The sequence below is a fragment of the Paraburkholderia phymatum STM815 genome (assembly GCF_000020045.1).
GTDB lineage: Bacteria > Pseudomonadota > Gammaproteobacteria > Burkholderiales > Burkholderiaceae > Paraburkholderia > Paraburkholderia phymatum.
In genome coordinates, this window is record NC_010622.1 from 1,688,768 (window position 1) to 1,704,402 (window position 15,635).

Genomic DNA, 15,635 nt, shown 5'->3' on the forward strand with positions numbered 1-15,635 from the left:
TCAGCTTCGGCTGATCCGTTTTTTATGGCGTCAGCGTATGCAACGTGGCTTCGACGCTTGCACCGTCGATCGTCAACATGCCCACCGAAACCGGCAGCTTGAAACGGCGCGGTCCCGCGCTGCCGGGATTGACGAATAGCACTCCGTCGCGCTCGACGATCAGCGGCTTGTGCGAATGTCCCGTCACGACCACGCGCACGCCTGCGTCGTGCAGATCGCGCGGCACATCGGCGATATCGTGAACGACAAATATCCTGACCTGCTGCACGTCGAGCGTCGCGTGCAGCGGAATGGACGCGGCCCAGTCGCCCATGTCGTTGTTGCCGCACACGACAGTCAGCGGCGCGATCGGTTCAAGCGCATCGAGCACCGCCCGATTGCAGATGTCGCCCGCGTGGATGATCGCGTCGCAACGCGCGAGCCATGCGAGCGCTTCCGGCCGCACGAGATTATGCGTGTCCGAAATCAAACCGATGCGGGATGGCTGTGTGCGCCGCTTGACCATCGTGTGTTCCAGAAATTCAATCGAGCGCGGCGAGCGGCGCGCGCGGCTTGTGCGACATCTCGACCAGCCGCTTCGTCGCACCCTGCACGAGCACGGACACGACCGCGCCGCACGCGAAAGCGGGCAGTACGCCGAGCGTCGGCAGCGTCGACGCGGCGACCAGGAAGAACGCCGCAAACGACGCGCGCCCGATCACCATGCCGCGCATCAGCAACGCGACAAAAGGCGCACCGTGCGCGCGCTGCGCCGAGACGGCGAGCACGCTGCCGAGCAGCGGAAACACGGACAGCACGCCGCTCCACGCTGGGCCCATCGACGCGGACAACGTCGTCACCGCGAGCGTCAGCAACGTCCCCGCGAGCATGCGCAACGCAAGATCGGCGAACGGCACGCGCGCGGCGGGCATCACGCCTTCGACGCGCGGCAAGCCGGCTTGCGAGACGGCGACGGCCACGCACGCCACCGCACCCGACCATGCGAGGCTCAGCGGCAGATGCGTGAGCAACACGGCGACCACCGCCCACGCGACCAGTCCCACGAGCAGCGCGACCCACCAGCAGTTCGCGCGGCATGTCCACGCGTACGCGAAGTTGAACGCTTCCGACGCGGCGATGGCCGCAATCGACGCCACCGACACATGCACCGCAAACGCGGTTCCGCGCTCCAGTGCGAGCAGCAGCACGATCGGCCCGGCGACGACGGGCAATCCCGCCAGCCAGCCTGCCACCGACGGGCCCCACACGCGTCCCGCCAAGGTCAGCGCAGCGAGAAAGCCGGGAACCAGCGCGAGCTTGAGCGCAAGCATCGGCTATTCCTTGACGAGCACTTCGATGCGGCGGTCCGGTACGAGCCACATAAACGCGCACAGCGTATAGAGCATGACCGAGACCCACGGCGCGATGAACGCGAACCCCGCGCCCACCAGATAGATCACAGCGGAAATCTTGCCCTTGAAGTCGCGGCCGAGCGCACGCGCAATCGTCGAGTCCGGTCCATGATGACGGATCAGCACGTGCGCGAGGATGAAGTACGCAATGGCACACATGAACAGATCGAGGCCGTACAACGCCGTCGGCCACGCGGCCAGATGGCTTTCGCCGATCCAGTGTGTGGTGGCGGGCATCAACGAGAGCCAGAAGAGCAGATGCAGATTCGCCCACAACACGCCGCCCGTCACCTTCTGCACGGCATGGAACATGTGATGATGGTTGTTCCAGTAGATGCCGACATACAGAAAGCTCAGCACGTACGCGAGAAAGACGGGGATCATGGGGCGCAGCGCTTCGAGGTCGAAGCCCTCCGGCACTTTGAGTTCGAGCACCATGATTGTGATGATGATCGCGATCACGCCGTCGCTGAAGGCTTCGACTCGTCCTTTACCCATCTGCCTGTTTCCCGTTGCCGTTATCGTTGTTCATCCACGCCGGCACAGGCCGGCGCTGCCGCTGCCGATTATCCGCGATCGGAGGCAAGGCTGTCGATGATGGGCACGGGACTGCTCAAGGTTCGTAGTAGATCGCGAGCCAGACGGTCCGCTCGTTATCCTGTGTCCACGCAACGCGATGACGGCAGTGCGGCTCGATCAGCACATAATCGCCGGGACGCATGTCGTGCAGCGCCGCGTCCTCCTCGAATTCGAGCACGGCGGCGCCCGACAGCAGCACGACCCACTCCGCACGCGAGTCGTCGTACCAGAAGCCGGGCGGGCTCGTATGGCCCATCGACACAATCCGCTCCACATTCAGACGCTGCCCCGCGACGAGCATGTCGATCCGCTCTTCATCGTCGCGCTTCGCTTCGCCGCTGAACAGGTTGCCCGTTTGCAGTTGCATGTCGTCACCTCTGCTCATCGCTCACTGCATCGGGGCGAGACCGGCGAGCAACGTCGGCACCAGTTCGCTGATCGTCGGATGGATATGCATCGCGTATTGCAGCGTCGTGTACGGCGCTCGCGCCGTCATGATGTCGACGAAAGTGTGGATTGCTTCGTCGCCATCGACGCCGTAAATCGTCGCGCCGAGTATCTGCTTCGACGACGGGTCGACGAGCACTTTCATGAAGCCGTCCGTTTCGCCTTTCTCACGTGCGCGGCCCACGCGCGTCATCGGCATCGTCGCGATCAACGCGTCGCGCCCGCTCTTGCGCACGTCCTGCTCGGACAGGCCGACGCGCGCCAGCGGCGGATCGACGAACACCGCATACGCGATGATCCGGTCATCGACGCTGCGCTTGCCGCCGTCGAACAGATTCGTCGCGACGATCTGGAAATCGTCGTAGGACGTGTGCGTAAAGGCACCGCGTCCGTTGACGTCGCCGATCGCCCACACACCGGGCACGTTCGTGCGCAGCTGCCCGTCGACGGGAATCGTGCCGTGGCGCTCGACCTCGATGCCGGCTGCGTCGAGGCCGAGATCGTCCGTGTTCGGGCTGCGGCCCGTGGCGAACAGCAAATGCGACGCGTCGAGCGGCGCGCCCTCGCTGCCGAAGAAAATCCGCACGCCGTCGCCGTCGTGCTGCAACGGCTCGACGCGCGACGGCTCGCCGCCAAAGCGGAATTCGACGCCTTCACGCGCGAGCACGGTCTGCACGTTGCGGGCGAAGTCTTCGTCCTCGCGCGCGAGCACCCGCTCGCCGCGCACGATCACCGTCACGCGGCTGCCGAAACGGCGGAACACCTGCGCGAATTCGAGCGCAATATAGCTGCCGCCGACGATCGCCAGATGCGCGGGCAAGTCGGTCAGTTCGAGCAGTGTCGAATTGGTGTGATAGCGGATGCGCTCGATGCCTTCGAGTTGTGGAATGACGGCCCGCGTGCCCGTGTTGATGAAGATGTCGTCGGCTTGCAGTTCGGCCAGCACATTAGCGCTGTCGGGCTCCGTCACGCTCAGCGTATGCGCGCCAGTAAAGCGCGCATGGCCGTTGAAAACGGTGACGTTATCCGTGTTGCGCAGCCATTTTTCTACGCCGTCGCGCGACTGGCCGATGATCTGATCCTTGCGCGCCTTCACTTTCGCGAGGTCTACGCTCACACCGCCCGCCACATGCACACCATAGTCGAGCGCTCGGCGCGCGACATGCGCGGTGCGCGCGCTCGCCACATACGCCTTGGTGGGCGTGCAACCGACGTTCACGCAGGTTCCGCCGAACTTGTCGCGTTCGATCACCGCCGTCTTGCGGCCTTGCTCCGCAAGACGCACGGCGAGCGGCGAACCGCCCTGTCCGGTGCCGATCACGATGGCGTCGAAATGCTGTGGCATGGCCAATCTCCCGAAGCGCGTGTGCGAGTCGGTCATCTTACGCCAGCCCGATGTTTCCCGAAGTGATGAGCCTCAGCGGTGAGTCGTGGATCTTTTGAACGCCATCCGGCCGCTCAGATCGAGCGAATTACGCGTCGCAATGATGCAGCGAACAGATCAGTTCACGCGAGCGTTGCAGCGCCGCGCGCGCACCACTCGTCGCGACCACGAATCCCGCCTGACTCAGATTGAAGTCCACTTGCACCATGATCTGGATGAGCGAGACCATCGGCAGCACCACTGCCGGGTGATAAAGCTGTCTTTCGATGATCGCTCGCATGGCCGCCCCCAGTCGCATGGCGCCGTGTATCGGGCACGGCGCCCATCCAGATACAAGTTTCGATGGAGGGATTGTAGGGAGCGGCGTGTCAGGGATAAATGAGCTAAACGCGAAGATAGTTGTCGACTGAACAGAACAATCCGTGAACGCCTTGCGGCTCGGGGCTTCTGGACGGATCGACGGCTGGCGCGGGCGTTTTTCGGCCCGTCTTTTCACGGCTGCCTCAGCGTTTGCACGGGGCGCGCGGCCATTCCTGCAGCAGGCGAACGATCATTCGAGCGGCGCGGCAACGAACTCGGGCAGCGCTTCGGCGCGCTTCGAGAACGCGGCGAGCGCGGGGTAACGCGTCGAATCGACGAGATCGGGCAGCATGAACTGCTGGAAACGCCACACGACGGCGAGCGTGATGTCAGGCTGCATCAACCGGTCGCCGAACAGCCAGGCGTTTCCTTCGCGGCCCGCGATCGCGTTCTCCAGATGATCGTACGCGGCGAACAATTGCGTCTGAACGCGTTCGATCCACGGCTGATGCTGACGCTCGGCAGGCCGCAGATTCACTTCGTAGACGTTTTGCATCGTCTTTTCGCAGGCGGCGAGCGCGAAGCCGATCAGGCTCAGCGCCTGCATCCGCTCGGCGGTGTCAGCGGGCATCAGGCGCCGCTCCGGCGGACTCCGATGATCCAGATAGTCGAGGATCAGCGACGAATCGATCAGCATCGTGCCATCGTCGGCGATGAAGGTCGGCGCTTTCACCACGGGATTGATCGCCGCAAACGCTTCGAAATGCCGGAAGACCGACACGCTGTGATGCTCGAACGGCAGACCGAGCGCCCTGAGCGAAATGGCGACGCGCCGTACATACGGTGAATCCATCATGCCGATCAGTTGCATCGCGCTTCTCCCGTCGAAGGTGGTCAGTTCGAAATACTGTAGACGAATTGGCGCGCTGGTGCGTGGCAACGATGGACGCATCGTTGCCTCGCTGATCGGCTCGGGCTGGCGCAAACCGAACCGGCGCACGCTTATGAAAGCCGCGTCATGGCCCGCACTGATCAGCGCAACAAACGCGGCGATGAGCGATGGCGGGATGCCCATCGAGCCAGATAGCGCGGCAGGACGATATTGCCGCCTTGGAGGGCATGCTGCCGCGGGCAGAGATGGTATTCCTGAAGGAACACTACGCGGCCCTGTCGCGCCTGGTTGAATATGAAGAGAAGGCGGGCCGCCTGATCGAGCTTGCGCGGGCCGACGAGCTTGTATTGGCCGCGCACAGCGACGCGTGGCTGGCGTGGCCATCGCGCCGTTCGATTTTCACGTTTCTGGTTCGGGGTCTGCGCGGACGACCCTTTAAGGGAGATGCACAGTAATGATTCTGAGGCATAGTCACTGGATATTTGACACCAGTGCGGGAGCGTCGGCGGGATTCGGCGCATTCAACGCAGAAACAGGTATGTTTGCCCGTAGAGATAGGGACGGGACGTCTCACAAGTACACTTACACCGCATTTGGAATCAGCAAAACCTGGGGGCTTTCGACTGCGCTTCGTCTATCAAGGATCGCCTTGCCGAAGATCATCATTAAGAAAGATGAGGTAAGCGGCGCAGCAGCAACCACGGATTTTAATAGTTGGGGAACGGTCTATCTAACCGACGCCTTCCGCGGTGTCGATCTGACCAGCCCCAGGTCGATCGAGGGCGGCACCGTGTGTTGAACCATTGGGGACGATAGCCAGATAAAAATCCCGCTCAGCGTTACCTGGCGGGGTGCATGGCGAATCTTCGTAATCGTTTTGAAGGTTGTTGGTGCCGGGGACCGGACTCGAACCGGCAAGCTGTTAAGCGGCGGATTTTCGTCACACTACGTCTTTCGACGCCGTCTGCCACGACACGCGAGGCAGCAAACGTTCGTGCGCTGGACTATGCCTTCGCCATCACGATACGCGTATCGCACATCGCCTTAGGCGCCCCCCGTCTAGTCTCTACACCTTCCGCGCCTTCCCCCCCGCGTCGGCAGGAAAGAAAACGGGCTTGGCTCGGCGTTGCCTCGGCGCGCACGGCGTCGAGCGCGCGCGTTCAGGGGTTTCGCCGAATTTGAAGGGTTCTGCACCGGCCGTTTCCGGCTGGGCACTCAATGCTTTAAGTCCGCTATGTTTACCAATTTCATCACCCCGGCAGGGCGGACGCGATTCTACCATCGCGCCACGTCCTGACCAAACCGGCGCGAACCCCAGTTGTCCCGTCCAGCGATCGCCGCGCATTCATCGACCCGTCACAAACGTTCCCGATAATCCGGCCTGCGAAAACGTTTACAACACCGCGCGGCGGCAACGCCGCTCGGCACAGGCTGACGGGAAACCCAACGATGACGCCCACGATCAAGGATGTCGCTGCCCACGCGGGCTTTTCGATTGCGACCGTCTCGCGCGCGATCAACGCGCCGCACACGGTCAACCCCGTGACCCTCGAAAAAGTGCGTCAATCGATCGACGCGCTCAACTTCCGTCCGAGCCCGCTCGGCCGCCAGCTGCGCGGTGAGCGTTCGCGCCTGATCGGCGTCGTGCTGCCGACGCTCGCCAATCCCGTGTTCGCCGAATGCCTGCAAGGCATCGACGAACTCGCATCCGCGCAAGGCTATCGTCTGATGCTGATGACGACGCAATACGACGCCGACCGTGAGCGCCGCGCGATCGAAACGCTGCGCGAACAGCGCGTGGAAGGCCTGATCCTGACGGTCGCCGACGCCGACACACATCCGCTGCTCGACGACCTCGACCGCGACGGCATGCTGTACGTACTGATGCACAACGACACCGTGCGCCGTCCGTCGGTATCCGTCGACAACCGCCAGGCCGCGTACGACGGCGTGCGCATGCTGATCGCGCACGGTCATCGGCGCATCCTGATGCTCGCGGGCACGCTCGCCGCATCGGACCGCGCGCGGCTGCGCCATCTCGGCTACACCCAGGCGATGCAGCAGGCGGGCCTCACGCCCGCGCCCGCGCTCGAAATCGACTTCAACGCCGACGAGCTCGCGCCCTCCGTGCTCAATCATCTGACCACGGGCGCGAATCGTCCGACGGCCCTCTTCTGCTCGAACGATCTGCTCGCGATGGTCGTCATGCGCGGCCTGCGCCGCGCACGCTTCGAGATGCCCGGCGACATGTCGATTCTCGGCTTCGACGGCCTCGCGATGGGCGAACTGCTGTCGCCGCCGCTCGCGAGCGTCTGCGCGCCGAACCGCGAGATCGGCTGCGCCGCGTGGCGTCGGCTGATCGAGCGCGTCGACGGCACGCAGCGGTTGGACTTCGACGACGCGCTGCGTGCACCCTCGCTGTCGCTGACCTTGCCGCACACGCTGCGCGAGGGCGCGACGATCGCCGCGATCTGCGACATCGCGGGCGCCCCGTCGAACCGCATTGTGCGCACGCTCGCCTGAAGTCATAGAACCCGTTTCAAGGCCGCCAACCATCCTTCTCAACCTTCCGGAGACCTGTCGTGATTCGCCGTTCCTCCATCGGTATCGCAGCCGTGCGCGTCGCGCGCGCGGCGCTGGTAGCATCGTCTTTCGTGCTCACGCTCGGCGCCGCGCACGTCGCACACGCCGACGAAACCGCGATCTGCTACAACTGCCCGCCCGAATGGGCCGACTGGGCCAGCCAGATCAAGGCCATCCAGCAGAAGACGGGCATCCGCGTGCCGTTCGACAACAAGAATTCCGGCCAGTCCATCGCGCAGCTGATGGCCGAGCAGAAGAGCCCGGTCGCGGACGTCGTGTACCTCGGCGTGTCGTCGGCCTTCCAGGCGAAGGACAAGGGCGTGATCGCGCCGTACAAGCCCGCGCACTGGGACGACATCCCGTCGAATCTGAAAGACCCGCAAGGCTACTGGTTCGCGATCCACTCGGGCACGCTGGGCTTCTTCGTCAACAAGGACGCGCTCGAAGGCAAGCCGGTGCCGCGCTCGTGGGCCGACCTGCTCAAGCCCGAATACAAGGGCATGATCGGCTACCTCGATCCGTCGAGCGCGTTCGTCGGCTATGCGGGCGCGGTCGCCGTCAACCAGGCGCTGGGCGGCAGCTTCGACAACTTCAAGCCAGGTCTCGACTGGTTCACCAAGCTCAAGGCCAACCAGCCGATCGTGCCGAAGCAGACGGCCTACGCGCGCGTGCTGTCAGGCGAAATTCCCATCCTGCTCGATTACGACTTCGATGCGTACCGCGCGAAGTACAAGGATCACGCGAACGTCGAGTTCGTGATTCCGAAGGAAGGCACGATCGAAGTGCCGTACGTGATGAGTCTCGTGAAGGGCGCGCCGCACGATGCGAACGGCAGGAAGGTGCTCGATTTCGTGCTGTCGGACGAAGGCCAGAAGCTGTGGGCCAATGCGTATCTGCGCCCGGTGCGTTCGAACGCGATGAGTGCCGATGCCGCCGCGAAATTCCTGCCGGCCAGCGACTATGCGCGCGCGCGTCCCGTCGACTTCGGGAAGATGGCCGACAAGCAGCAGGCATTCGGCGAGCAGTATCTGCAGGTGATGCATTGAACGACATCACTTTTCCGCTGCGCTGGCGCATCGCGTTGATCGCGCCGGCGCTCGCGGTGTTCATCGCGTTCTGGCTGCTGCCGATGACCACGCTCGTGCAGGTCAGTGCCGACGGTCATCTGCTGCAGACCTACGGCGCGATGCTCGCGAATACGCGCTACATGAAGAGCCTGTTCGCCACGGTCGCGCTGTCGGCAGCCGTGACGGCCGCGACGCTTGCGCTCGCCGTGATCTCGGGCCTGCATCTCGCGCGCCGGGACTTTCCCGGCAAGCGCACGCTGCTCGCGCTGCTGACGTTTCCGCTGGCGTTTCCCGGCGTCGTCGTCGGCTTCATGGTGATCATGCTCGCGGGCCGCCAGGGCTTGATCGGCGCGCTGTCGCTAAAGCTCACGGGCGACAAGTGGGTGTTCGCGTATTCGATGACTGGCCTCTTTCTCGGCTATCTGTACTTTTCGATCCCGCGCGTGATCGTCACCGTGATGGCGTCCGCGACCAAGCTCGATGCATCGCTCGAAGAGGCCGCGCGCTCGCTCGGCGCATCGCCGTGGCGGATCATGCGCGACATCGTGCTGCCCGCGCTGACGCCCGGATTGATCGCGGCGGGCGCGGTGTGCTTCGCGACGGCAATGGGCGCGTTCGGCACCGCGTTCACGCTGGCTACCGACATCGATGTGCTGCCGATGACCATCTACACCGAGTTCACACTCAACGCGAACATGGTGACGGCGGCGGGATTGTCGATCGTGCTCGGCATCGTCACATGGGTTGTGCTGTATGTCGCGCGCAGCGTCAGCGGCTCGGCCGTGGCGGCGACGGCGTAACCTCGATGGCAAATGACCCTACCCACATGAACTTCGTTGCTCATTCCACCCGCGCGCCCGACCTGCGACGCAGACGCGCGCCCGTCCTGCCCTCGCCCCGCGCCTGGCTCGCGGCGGCTCAATGGCTCGTCACGCTGCTGCTGTGCGCGTTTCTGATCGTGCCCGTCGTAATGTCGATTCTCGCTGGACTGACGGCGAACTACTTTCAGGGCATCGCGAGTGGCCTCACGCTGCGCTGGCTCGCTGAAGTGTGGACGCAGTACCACGACTCCGTGTTCCTGTCGCTCGAGGTCGCGCTCGCGACGCTTGTCATCACGCTGCTGACAGGCGTGCCCGCGGGCTACGTGCTCGCGCGCAGCGAGACCCGTCTGTCGCGCGTCATCGAAGAATTGCTCGTGCTGCCCATCGCGTTGCCGGGCCTTGCGTCCGCACTCGCGCTGCTCGTCGTGTACGGCGGCTTCACGATGTTTCGCACGAGCGTCGCGTTCATCGTCGTCGGCCACGTGGTGTTCACGCTGCCGTTCATGGTGCGAGCCGTCGCTGCCGTGTGCGCGAGTTCCGGATTGCGCACGCTCGAGGAAGGTGCGGCCAGTCTCGGCGCGGGCTTCTTTCAGCGCTTCGTCACGATCGTGCTGCCGAACGTGCGGCCGGGCATTGTCGCGGGCGCGCTGGCCGTGGTCACGCTGTCGATCGGCGAATTCAATCTGACGTGGATGCTGCACACGCCTGACACGAAGACGCTGCCCGTCGGTCTCGCGGATACGTATGCGTCGCTGCGCATCGAGATCGGCAGCGCCTACACGATTCTCTTTTTCATCATGACGATGCCGCTGCTCGTCGCGATGCAATGGCTCGGCGTCGACGCGACGGGCCAGCGCAACGTGCGGCAGAAGAAGGCACGCGTCACCGGTACGCCATCGCCCGCACAGGAAGACCAGTCATGAAGCTCGCCTCCATTCCTATCACGCTGACGCGCTGCGCGAAAACGTTTCGCGGCACGCGCGTGCTCGAACCGCTCGACCTGACGATCGGCGCGGGCGAAACGCTGGTCCTGCTCGGGCCTTCGGGCTGCGGCAAGACGACGACCCTGCGCATGATCGCGGGCCTCGAGCAACCGGACGCGGGCGGACGCGTCGCATTCGGCGACGACGACGTTACTGCGCTGCCGATCGAAAAACGCCAGGTCGGCATGGTGTTCCAGAGCTACGCGCTGTTTCCCAACTTGACCGTGCGCGGAAACATCAACTATGGGCTGAAGATCAAGCGCGTGGAAGCGAACGTGGCGCGACAGCGCGTCGACGAACTGCTCGCGATGATGCGCCTCACCGAGCACGCCGACAAACCCATCGACCAACTCTCGGGCGGCCAGCGTCAGCGCGTTGCACTGGCGCGCGCGCTGGCGCCGCAGCCGCGCGTGCTGCTGCTCGACGAACCGTTGACTGCCCTCGATGCGCGTTTGCGCGACACGCTGCGCAGCGAGATGAATACGCTGTTGCGCGAGCTCGGCATTACCACGGTGTACGTGACGCACGATCAGGCGGAAGCGATGGAGCTTGGCGACCGCATCGTCGTGATGAGCGCGGGGCGGATCGAGCAGATCGGCACGCCGCGGGACATTTACTATCGCCCGGCGAACCGGCGGGTCGCGCAGTTCGTCGGCTCGATCAATCGCGTGTCGGGGCAGGCGCGAGATGGGGTGCTGTCCACGACTGGCGGTGCCATTCCTTTGCCGCCGACGCATGCCATCCGGGTGATGTCACATGGAGATGAAGTATTTTTCCGGCCCGAGGACGCGCGGCTGGCGGAGCCTGAGAATGCCCAGTTGCGAGGGGTGGTCGATGGTGCTGCTTTTCTCGGCGAGCGAACGCGGCTCACTATTCGCGATGCCGCGCCTGATGTTTTGATCATCGACGTGCCTGGGCGGGTCGAGCTTGCTCGTGGGGCGGCTGTCGGGGTTTGTGTCGCCGCGGATGGCTTGATTGCGCTCGCCTAGTTTTTTACGTCGACGGCGCGTGGTCTTCCGATTTTGATGGCATCCTCGTGAAACCCCGGATGCCAGCGAAAACCAGGCGCTCGCCAGCGAAAAAACCGGAATGGCGACTGTGTCGCAGACATAAAAGGACACCCCTATGTTAATCGCCCAGATCAGCGATCTCCACATCAAAGGCCCAGGCGCGCTAGCCTACCGCCGTGTCGACACGGCCCCGTACCTGAAACGCTGCGTGGACCGCCTGAACCAGCTGGACCCACGGCCGGCCGCCCTCGTCATCACGGGCGACCTCGTCGATCAGGGAACCCCGGACCAATACGAACACCTCAAGGCACTGCTGGCGCCGCTAGCCATCCCCTACTACCTGCTAGCGGGCAACCACGACGACCGCACCCATTTGCGCGCAGCGTTCCCCGACCGGGAAGAACTCCACACGGGAGGCGACTTCATCCAGTACGCCATCGACATCGGCCCGCTGCGCCTGATCGCGCTCGATTCGTTGGTGCCCGGGCAAAGCGCCGGCCTGCTCTGCGACGCACGCCTCGCCTGGCTCGAACAGCAACTCGACAAGGCCCGCCACCAGCCCGTGATCGTCGCGCTGCATCATCCGCCATTCGTGTCCGGTATCGGCCACATGGATGAACTGCGGCTCGAACCCGCGTCGGCCGACAAAATGGCGGCAATCATCGCGCGGCATCCGAACGTCGAACGCGTGATCTGCGGGCATGTGCATCGGCCGATGTTCGTGCGCTTCGGCGGCACGATCGCGTCTGCCGTGCCCGCGCCCGCGCATCAGGTCGCGCTCGATCTGCGCGACGACGCGCCGTCCGCCTTCGTCATGGAGCCGCCCGGGTTCGCGCTGCATCGCTATGACAGCGTCAACGGCCTGATTACGCATCACGGATATGTCGAAGCGGCCGATGGCCCCTATCCGTTCTACGAACCGGAAGGCACGCTGATCGATTGAGTCGGCGCGGGCGCGCCGCGTCGGCAAGACGGGCGCGGCAGCAGCGTCCAGCACGATCCGCCCCGCTCCGGTATCATCGGCAGGCTCGCCCCTGCCCCGCCGGTATCGCGCCGGCCGCTGCGCCTCATGTCCACACCCGGCTCCCGCCCCGCCGCGTCTGACCGGTCGTTACGCGGCCTTCTGCTGCTGCTCGCGACCATCGCAGGCGTGTCCGTCGCGAACATCTATTACAACCAGCCGCTGCTTGACGACTTCCGCCAGTCGTTTGCGCAGAGTGCGTCGTGGATCGGCGTGGTGCCATCGATGACGCAGCTCGGCTACGCAGCGGGCATGCTGCTGCTCGCGCCGCTCGGCGACCGCTTCGACCGCCGCAGGCTCATTCTGTTGCAGATCGCGGGACTCTGCATCGCGCTGCTGTGCGCCGCCGCCGCGCCGAATCTCTCCGTGCTCGTCGTCGCCAGTCTCGCAATCGGCGTGCTCGCGACCATCGCGCAACAGGCCGTGCCCTTCTCCGCCGAACTCGCGCCGCCGTCGCAACGCGGTCATGCCGTCGGCACCGTGATGAGCGGACTGCTGCTCGGCATCCTGCTCGCGCGCACGGCGGCCGGCTTCGTCGGCCAGTACCTCGGCTGGCGAGCCGTGTTCGGCTCGTCGATTCTTGCGCTGATCCTGCTCGCCGCCGTCATCCCGTCGAAGCTGCCGCGCAGCAAGCCGACCTCGACGCTCGGCTACGGCAGCCTGATCGGTTCGATGTGGCATCTCGCCGTCGAATTGCGCGGACTGCGCGAAGCGTCGCTGACGGGCGCAGCGCTGTTCGCCGCGTTCAGCCTGTTCTGGTCGACACTCGCGCTCCTGCTCGCGGGGGCGCCGTTCCACTACGGGCCGCAAGCGGCGGGGCTATTCGGCATCGTCGGCGCAGGCGGGGCGATGGCCGCCCCCATCGCGGGCAAGTTCGCCGACCGGCGCGGACCGCGCACGATCGTCTCACTGTCGATCGTGCTGGCGGCGATCGCGTTCGTCGTGTTCGCCGTGTCGGGCACGAGCCTCATCGGCCTCGTGATCGGCGTGATCGTGCTCGACGTCGGCGTGCAGGCCGCGCAGATCTCGAACCAGTCGCGCATCTACGCGTTGAAACCCGAAGCGCGCAGCCGCGTGAACACGGTGTTCATGGTCTGCTATTTCATCGGCGGCGCGGCAGGGTCGGCTGTCGGCGCGCTCGTGTGGCCCGTGTTCGGCTGGCTCGGCGTGAGCATCGCGGGCCTCGGGTTCACAATGCTCGCGGGATTCAATCACCTGCGCGGACGTCCAGAGCCGCACAAGGCGGCGGGCGCTGCGAACTGAATGCCGCCGGTATGGCGCTCATGTGCCGCTCATGTCCCACTCAAGCACACGATCGAACCGTTCGTCCCGGTTTATCGCTCATCCAGACGCGCCTGCGCATAGTCGTGCAGCGCGTCGAGCACCCGATCGAACTCGAACGACTTGTCGTAGAAGTGCCGCACGCCGTATTGCCGACAGCACTCGCGATAGGCGGGCAGCGCATGGTTGGTCAGCACGGCAGCAAACGTCGACTCGATCAGACCTTCCTTTTGCATGTATGCGAGCACGGGCACGCTCGATCCGCCCTTCAGTTGCAGATCGACGATCACGGCATCGAACGCTTCGCCATCCAGCAGGGCGATCGCCTCGTCCGCGGACTCGGCCTGCGCGGACACCTGCATCACACCCGACGCATCGATCGCCTCGACGATGCTGCGCCGGATCAGCGGCGAATCCTCGATCAGCAGTACACGCAGCGGCGCGCGGCGGGCGTCGTCGTGTGCGGTGGCGGAGTCGGGGGTCATCGGTGGCGTTCCATGCGCGGGTTGTCAAACCGTCATTCGATCAAGCCGTTCTTGATCGCGTAGTACGTGATGTCCGCGTTGTTCGTCATGTGCATTTTCTCCAGCACGCGCGCGCGATAGGTGCTGACCGTCTTCACCGACAAATGCAGTTCGTCCGCGATGTCGGTGGGAATCTGCCCGGACGCGAGCTTGCAGAAAATCTGGAATTCGCGCTCCGACAGCAACTCGTGCGGATGCGAAGACGCGGGCCTGTCGAGACTGTTCGCGAGCGTATCGGCAACGGCCTCCGACAGATAGCGATGCCCGCGCGCCACCGAGCGGATCGCGCGCACGATCTCGCCGGGCTCGCAATCCTTGTTCAGATAGCCGTTCGCGCCCGCGCGCAGCAGATTGATCGCGTACTGGCTCTCCGGGTAGCCGGACAGGATCAGCACGTTCTGCTCCGGACGCAACTGGCGGATCACGCGCAGCGTGTCGATGCCGTTCTTGTCGGGCATCGCGATATCGAGCAGCACCACGTCGAACGGCTCGCTGTCCGCCTGCTCGCGCACGAGGCGTATCGTCTCGTCGCCCGTCGCCGCTTCCGCCGCGACGCACATATCCGGCTCGTCGGCGACGAACTGCCTGAATCCGCCCCGGACTATCGCGTGATCGTCCGCTATCAGCACTCGAATCATCGTTCGTGGCTCAACGCAGTGAAAAAGCAGGAACGCGCTGACGGCCGAACGTGCAGCGGCACACATGCATGCCGCTCGCAGCGTTCGCGCCAGGCATCAATCAGCCGCTTATTCGCGGCCCGTCAACAGATCGGCCATGTCGTCCGCGTGTTCTTCCTCGACGGCCAGAATCTCTTCGAAGATACGCCGCGTCGTCACATCGCCATCACCGAGATAACGGATGATTTCGCGGTACGTATCGATTGCGATGCGCTCCGCGATCAGGTTCTCGCGAATCATGTCGGTTAGCCCGTTGCCTTCCTTGTATTCGGAATGCGAACGCGCCGTCAGACTGTTCGGCGCGAAATCGGGTTCGCCGCCCAGCTGCACGATGCGCGCAGCGAGCGTATCGGCGTGCTGCTGCTCTTCGTTTGCGTGCTCGAGAAACTCTTGTGCGACGGCTTCGGAATTGATGCCTTTCGCCATGAAGTAGTGGCGCTTGTAGCGCAGCGTGCACACCAGCTCGGTGGCGAGCGCGCCGTTGAGCAGCTTGAGCACGGTGTCGCGATCTGCGCCGTAGGTCGACGTGACGGGACCTTCGCCCATATCCTTGCGGGCCCGTTCACGGATGCGTTCGAGATCCATCACGAACTCGCCTTTCGATAACTTCGACATTGACTGACTCCTTGTACCGGTAGTGTGGGAAATGCGCACGCTGCAGCCGGCTATGCCGCG

At 64.4% G+C, this 15,635-nt stretch carries 19 protein-coding genes; 9 read left to right on the top strand and 10 right to left on the bottom strand.

Annotated elements, in window-relative coordinates:
• Positions 1-22: 22 nt before the first annotated feature.
• From BPHY_RS07610 to BPHY_RS07640, 7 genes are all read right to left on the bottom strand, one after another.
• Positions 23-505 carry a metallophosphoesterase family protein gene (locus BPHY_RS07610; protein ID WP_012400886.1) on the bottom strand — a complete coding sequence of 161 codons (483 nt, stop codon included), beginning with the start codon at positions 503-505 and terminating at the stop codon, positions 23-25.
• Between the two features lie 16 nt (positions 506-521).
• The gene (locus BPHY_RS07615) at positions 522-1,310 is read right to left on the bottom strand and encodes a hypothetical protein (RefSeq protein WP_012400887.1); all 789 of its coding nucleotides are present in this window, start codon (positions 1,308-1,310) and stop codon (positions 522-524) included.
• 3 nt (positions 1,311-1,313) lie between these two features.
• Positions 1,314-1,889, bottom strand: a complete 576-nt coding sequence (locus tag BPHY_RS07620) for a TMEM175 family protein (protein WP_012400888.1) — start codon at positions 1,887-1,889, stop codon at positions 1,314-1,316.
• Between the two features lie 115 nt (positions 1,890-2,004).
• Positions 2,005-2,337: a cupin domain-containing protein gene (locus BPHY_RS07625; RefSeq protein WP_012400889.1), complete on the bottom strand. Its 333-nt coding sequence runs from the start codon at positions 2,335-2,337 to the stop codon at positions 2,005-2,007.
• Positions 2,338-2,358: 21 nt separating this feature from the next.
• Positions 2,359-3,762: an FAD-containing oxidoreductase gene (locus tag BPHY_RS07630; RefSeq protein ID WP_012400890.1), complete on the bottom strand. Its 1,404-nt coding sequence runs from the start codon at positions 3,760-3,762 to the stop codon at positions 2,359-2,361.
• Between the two features lie 127 nt (positions 3,763-3,889).
• On the bottom strand, positions 3,890-4,081 hold the full coding sequence (locus BPHY_RS07635; protein ID WP_012400891.1) for a hypothetical protein: 192 nt from the start codon (positions 4,079-4,081) through the stop codon (positions 3,890-3,892).
• Positions 4,082-4,351: 270 nt separating this feature from the next.
• Complete coding sequence (locus BPHY_RS07640; protein WP_041763850.1) at positions 4,352-4,972, bottom strand: glutathione S-transferase family protein; 621 nt, start codon at positions 4,970-4,972, stop codon at positions 4,352-4,354.
• 248 nt (positions 4,973-5,220) lie between these two features.
• Here BPHY_RS07640 and BPHY_RS07645 point away from each other — a divergent pair, with 248 nt between their 5' ends.
• The 9 genes from BPHY_RS07645 (at position 5,221) to BPHY_RS07685 (ending at position 13,741) form a co-directional block, all read left to right on the top strand.
• Positions 5,221-5,448 carry a hypothetical protein gene (locus BPHY_RS07645; protein ID WP_157686515.1) on the top strand — a complete coding sequence of 76 codons (228 nt, stop codon included), beginning with the start codon at positions 5,221-5,223 and terminating at the stop codon, positions 5,446-5,448.
• A 194-nt stretch (positions 5,449-5,642) separates the two neighbouring features.
• The gene (locus BPHY_RS41645; RefSeq protein WP_157686516.1) at positions 5,643-5,792 is read left to right on the top strand and encodes a hypothetical protein; all 150 of its coding nucleotides are present in this window, start codon (positions 5,643-5,645) and stop codon (positions 5,790-5,792) included.
• Between the two features lie 650 nt (positions 5,793-6,442).
• On the top strand, positions 6,443-7,516 hold the full coding sequence (locus BPHY_RS07655) for a LacI family DNA-binding transcriptional regulator (RefSeq protein ID WP_012400894.1): 1,074 nt from the start codon (positions 6,443-6,445) through the stop codon (positions 7,514-7,516).
• A 59-nt stretch (positions 7,517-7,575) separates the two neighbouring features.
• Positions 7,576-8,622: an ABC transporter substrate-binding protein gene (locus BPHY_RS07660; protein ID WP_012400895.1), complete on the top strand. Its 1,047-nt coding sequence runs from the start codon at positions 7,576-7,578 to the stop codon at positions 8,620-8,622.
• Positions 8,619-9,443, top strand: a complete 825-nt coding sequence (locus BPHY_RS07665; RefSeq protein ID WP_012400896.1) for an ABC transporter permease — start codon at positions 8,619-8,621, stop codon at positions 9,441-9,443. The genes BPHY_RS07660 and BPHY_RS07665 overlap by 4 nt, the downstream gene beginning before the upstream one ends.
• 26 nt (positions 9,444-9,469) lie before the next feature.
• Entirely contained in the window at positions 9,470-10,387 is a 918-nt protein-coding gene (locus BPHY_RS07670; protein WP_041763433.1) for an ABC transporter permease, read from the top strand.
• Positions 10,384-11,436, top strand: a complete 1,053-nt coding sequence (locus tag BPHY_RS07675) for an ABC transporter ATP-binding protein (protein ID WP_012400898.1) — start codon at positions 10,384-10,386, stop codon at positions 11,434-11,436. Before BPHY_RS07670 ends, BPHY_RS07675 begins: the two co-directional genes overlap by 4 nt.
• A gap of 136 nt (positions 11,437-11,572) precedes the next feature.
• Positions 11,573-12,400 (top strand): phosphodiesterase, encoded by an 828-nt coding sequence (locus BPHY_RS07680; protein ID WP_012400899.1) that lies wholly within the window; start codon positions 11,573-11,575, stop codon positions 12,398-12,400.
• Positions 12,401-12,526: 126 nt separating this feature from the next.
• The gene (locus tag BPHY_RS07685; RefSeq protein WP_012400900.1) at positions 12,527-13,741 is read left to right on the top strand and encodes an MFS transporter; all 1,215 of its coding nucleotides are present in this window, start codon (positions 12,527-12,529) and stop codon (positions 13,739-13,741) included.
• A 71-nt stretch (positions 13,742-13,812) separates the two neighbouring features.
• Here the strand turns inward: BPHY_RS07685 and BPHY_RS07690 are convergent, their stop codons facing one another.
• The 3 genes from BPHY_RS07690 to BPHY_RS07700 form a co-directional block, all read right to left on the bottom strand.
• Positions 13,813-14,244, bottom strand: a complete 432-nt coding sequence (locus BPHY_RS07690) for a response regulator (protein ID WP_012400901.1) — start codon at positions 14,242-14,244, stop codon at positions 13,813-13,815.
• A 32-nt stretch (positions 14,245-14,276) separates the two neighbouring features.
• Positions 14,277-14,921, bottom strand: a complete 645-nt coding sequence (locus BPHY_RS07695) for a response regulator (RefSeq protein WP_041763435.1) — start codon at positions 14,919-14,921, stop codon at positions 14,277-14,279.
• A 108-nt stretch (positions 14,922-15,029) separates the two neighbouring features.
• Complete coding sequence (locus BPHY_RS07700) at positions 15,030-15,575, bottom strand: ferritin-like domain-containing protein (protein ID WP_012400903.1); 546 nt, start codon at positions 15,573-15,575, stop codon at positions 15,030-15,032.
• Positions 15,576-15,635: the final 60 nt, after the last annotated feature.

Bases quoted from the DNA above. Each gene is read 5' to 3' on its own strand.
- BPHY_RS07645 (WP_157686515.1), top strand. From the start codon at position 5,221: ATGCTGCCGCGGGCAGAGATGGTATTCCTGAAGGAACACTACGCGGCC.
- BPHY_RS07625 (WP_012400889.1), bottom strand. From the start codon at position 2,337: ATGCAACTGCAAACGGGCAACCTGTTCAGCGGCGAAGCGAAGCGCGAC.
- BPHY_RS07675 (WP_012400898.1), top strand. From the start codon at position 10,384: ATGAAGCTCGCCTCCATTCCTATCACGCTGACGCGCTGCGCGAAAACG.
- BPHY_RS07680 (WP_012400899.1), top strand. From the start codon at position 11,573: ATGTTAATCGCCCAGATCAGCGATCTCCACATCAAAGGCCCAGGCGCG.
- BPHY_RS07620 (WP_012400888.1), bottom strand. From the start codon at position 1,889: ATGGGTAAAGGACGAGTCGAAGCCTTCAGCGACGGCGTGATCGCGATC.
- BPHY_RS07700 (WP_012400903.1), bottom strand. From the start codon at position 15,575: ATGTCGAAGTTATCGAAAGGCGAGTTCGTGATGGATCTCGAACGCATC.
- BPHY_RS07635 (WP_012400891.1), bottom strand. From the start codon at position 4,081: ATGCGAGCGATCATCGAAAGACAGCTTTATCACCCGGCAGTGGTGCTG.
- BPHY_RS07670 (WP_041763433.1), top strand. From the start codon at position 9,470: ATGAACTTCGTTGCTCATTCCACCCGCGCGCCCGACCTGCGACGCAGA.
- BPHY_RS07615 (WP_012400887.1), bottom strand. From the start codon at position 1,310: ATGCTTGCGCTCAAGCTCGCGCTGGTTCCCGGCTTTCTCGCTGCGCTG.
- BPHY_RS07655 (WP_012400894.1), top strand. From the start codon at position 6,443: ATGACGCCCACGATCAAGGATGTCGCTGCCCACGCGGGCTTTTCGATT.
- BPHY_RS07630 (WP_012400890.1), bottom strand. From the start codon at position 3,762: ATGCCACAGCATTTCGACGCCATCGTGATCGGCACCGGACAGGGCGGT.
- BPHY_RS07610 (WP_012400886.1), bottom strand. From the start codon at position 505: ATGGTCAAGCGGCGCACACAGCCATCCCGCATCGGTTTGATTTCGGAC.
- BPHY_RS07690 (WP_012400901.1), bottom strand. From the start codon at position 14,244: ATGACCCCCGACTCCGCCACCGCACACGACGACGCCCGCCGCGCGCCG.
- BPHY_RS07640 (WP_041763850.1), bottom strand. From the start codon at position 4,972: ATGCAACTGATCGGCATGATGGATTCACCGTATGTACGGCGCGTCGCC.
- BPHY_RS07685 (WP_012400900.1), top strand. From the start codon at position 12,527: ATGTCCACACCCGGCTCCCGCCCCGCCGCGTCTGACCGGTCGTTACGC.
- BPHY_RS07695 (WP_041763435.1), bottom strand. From the start codon at position 14,921: ATGATTCGAGTGCTGATAGCGGACGATCACGCGATAGTCCGGGGCGGA.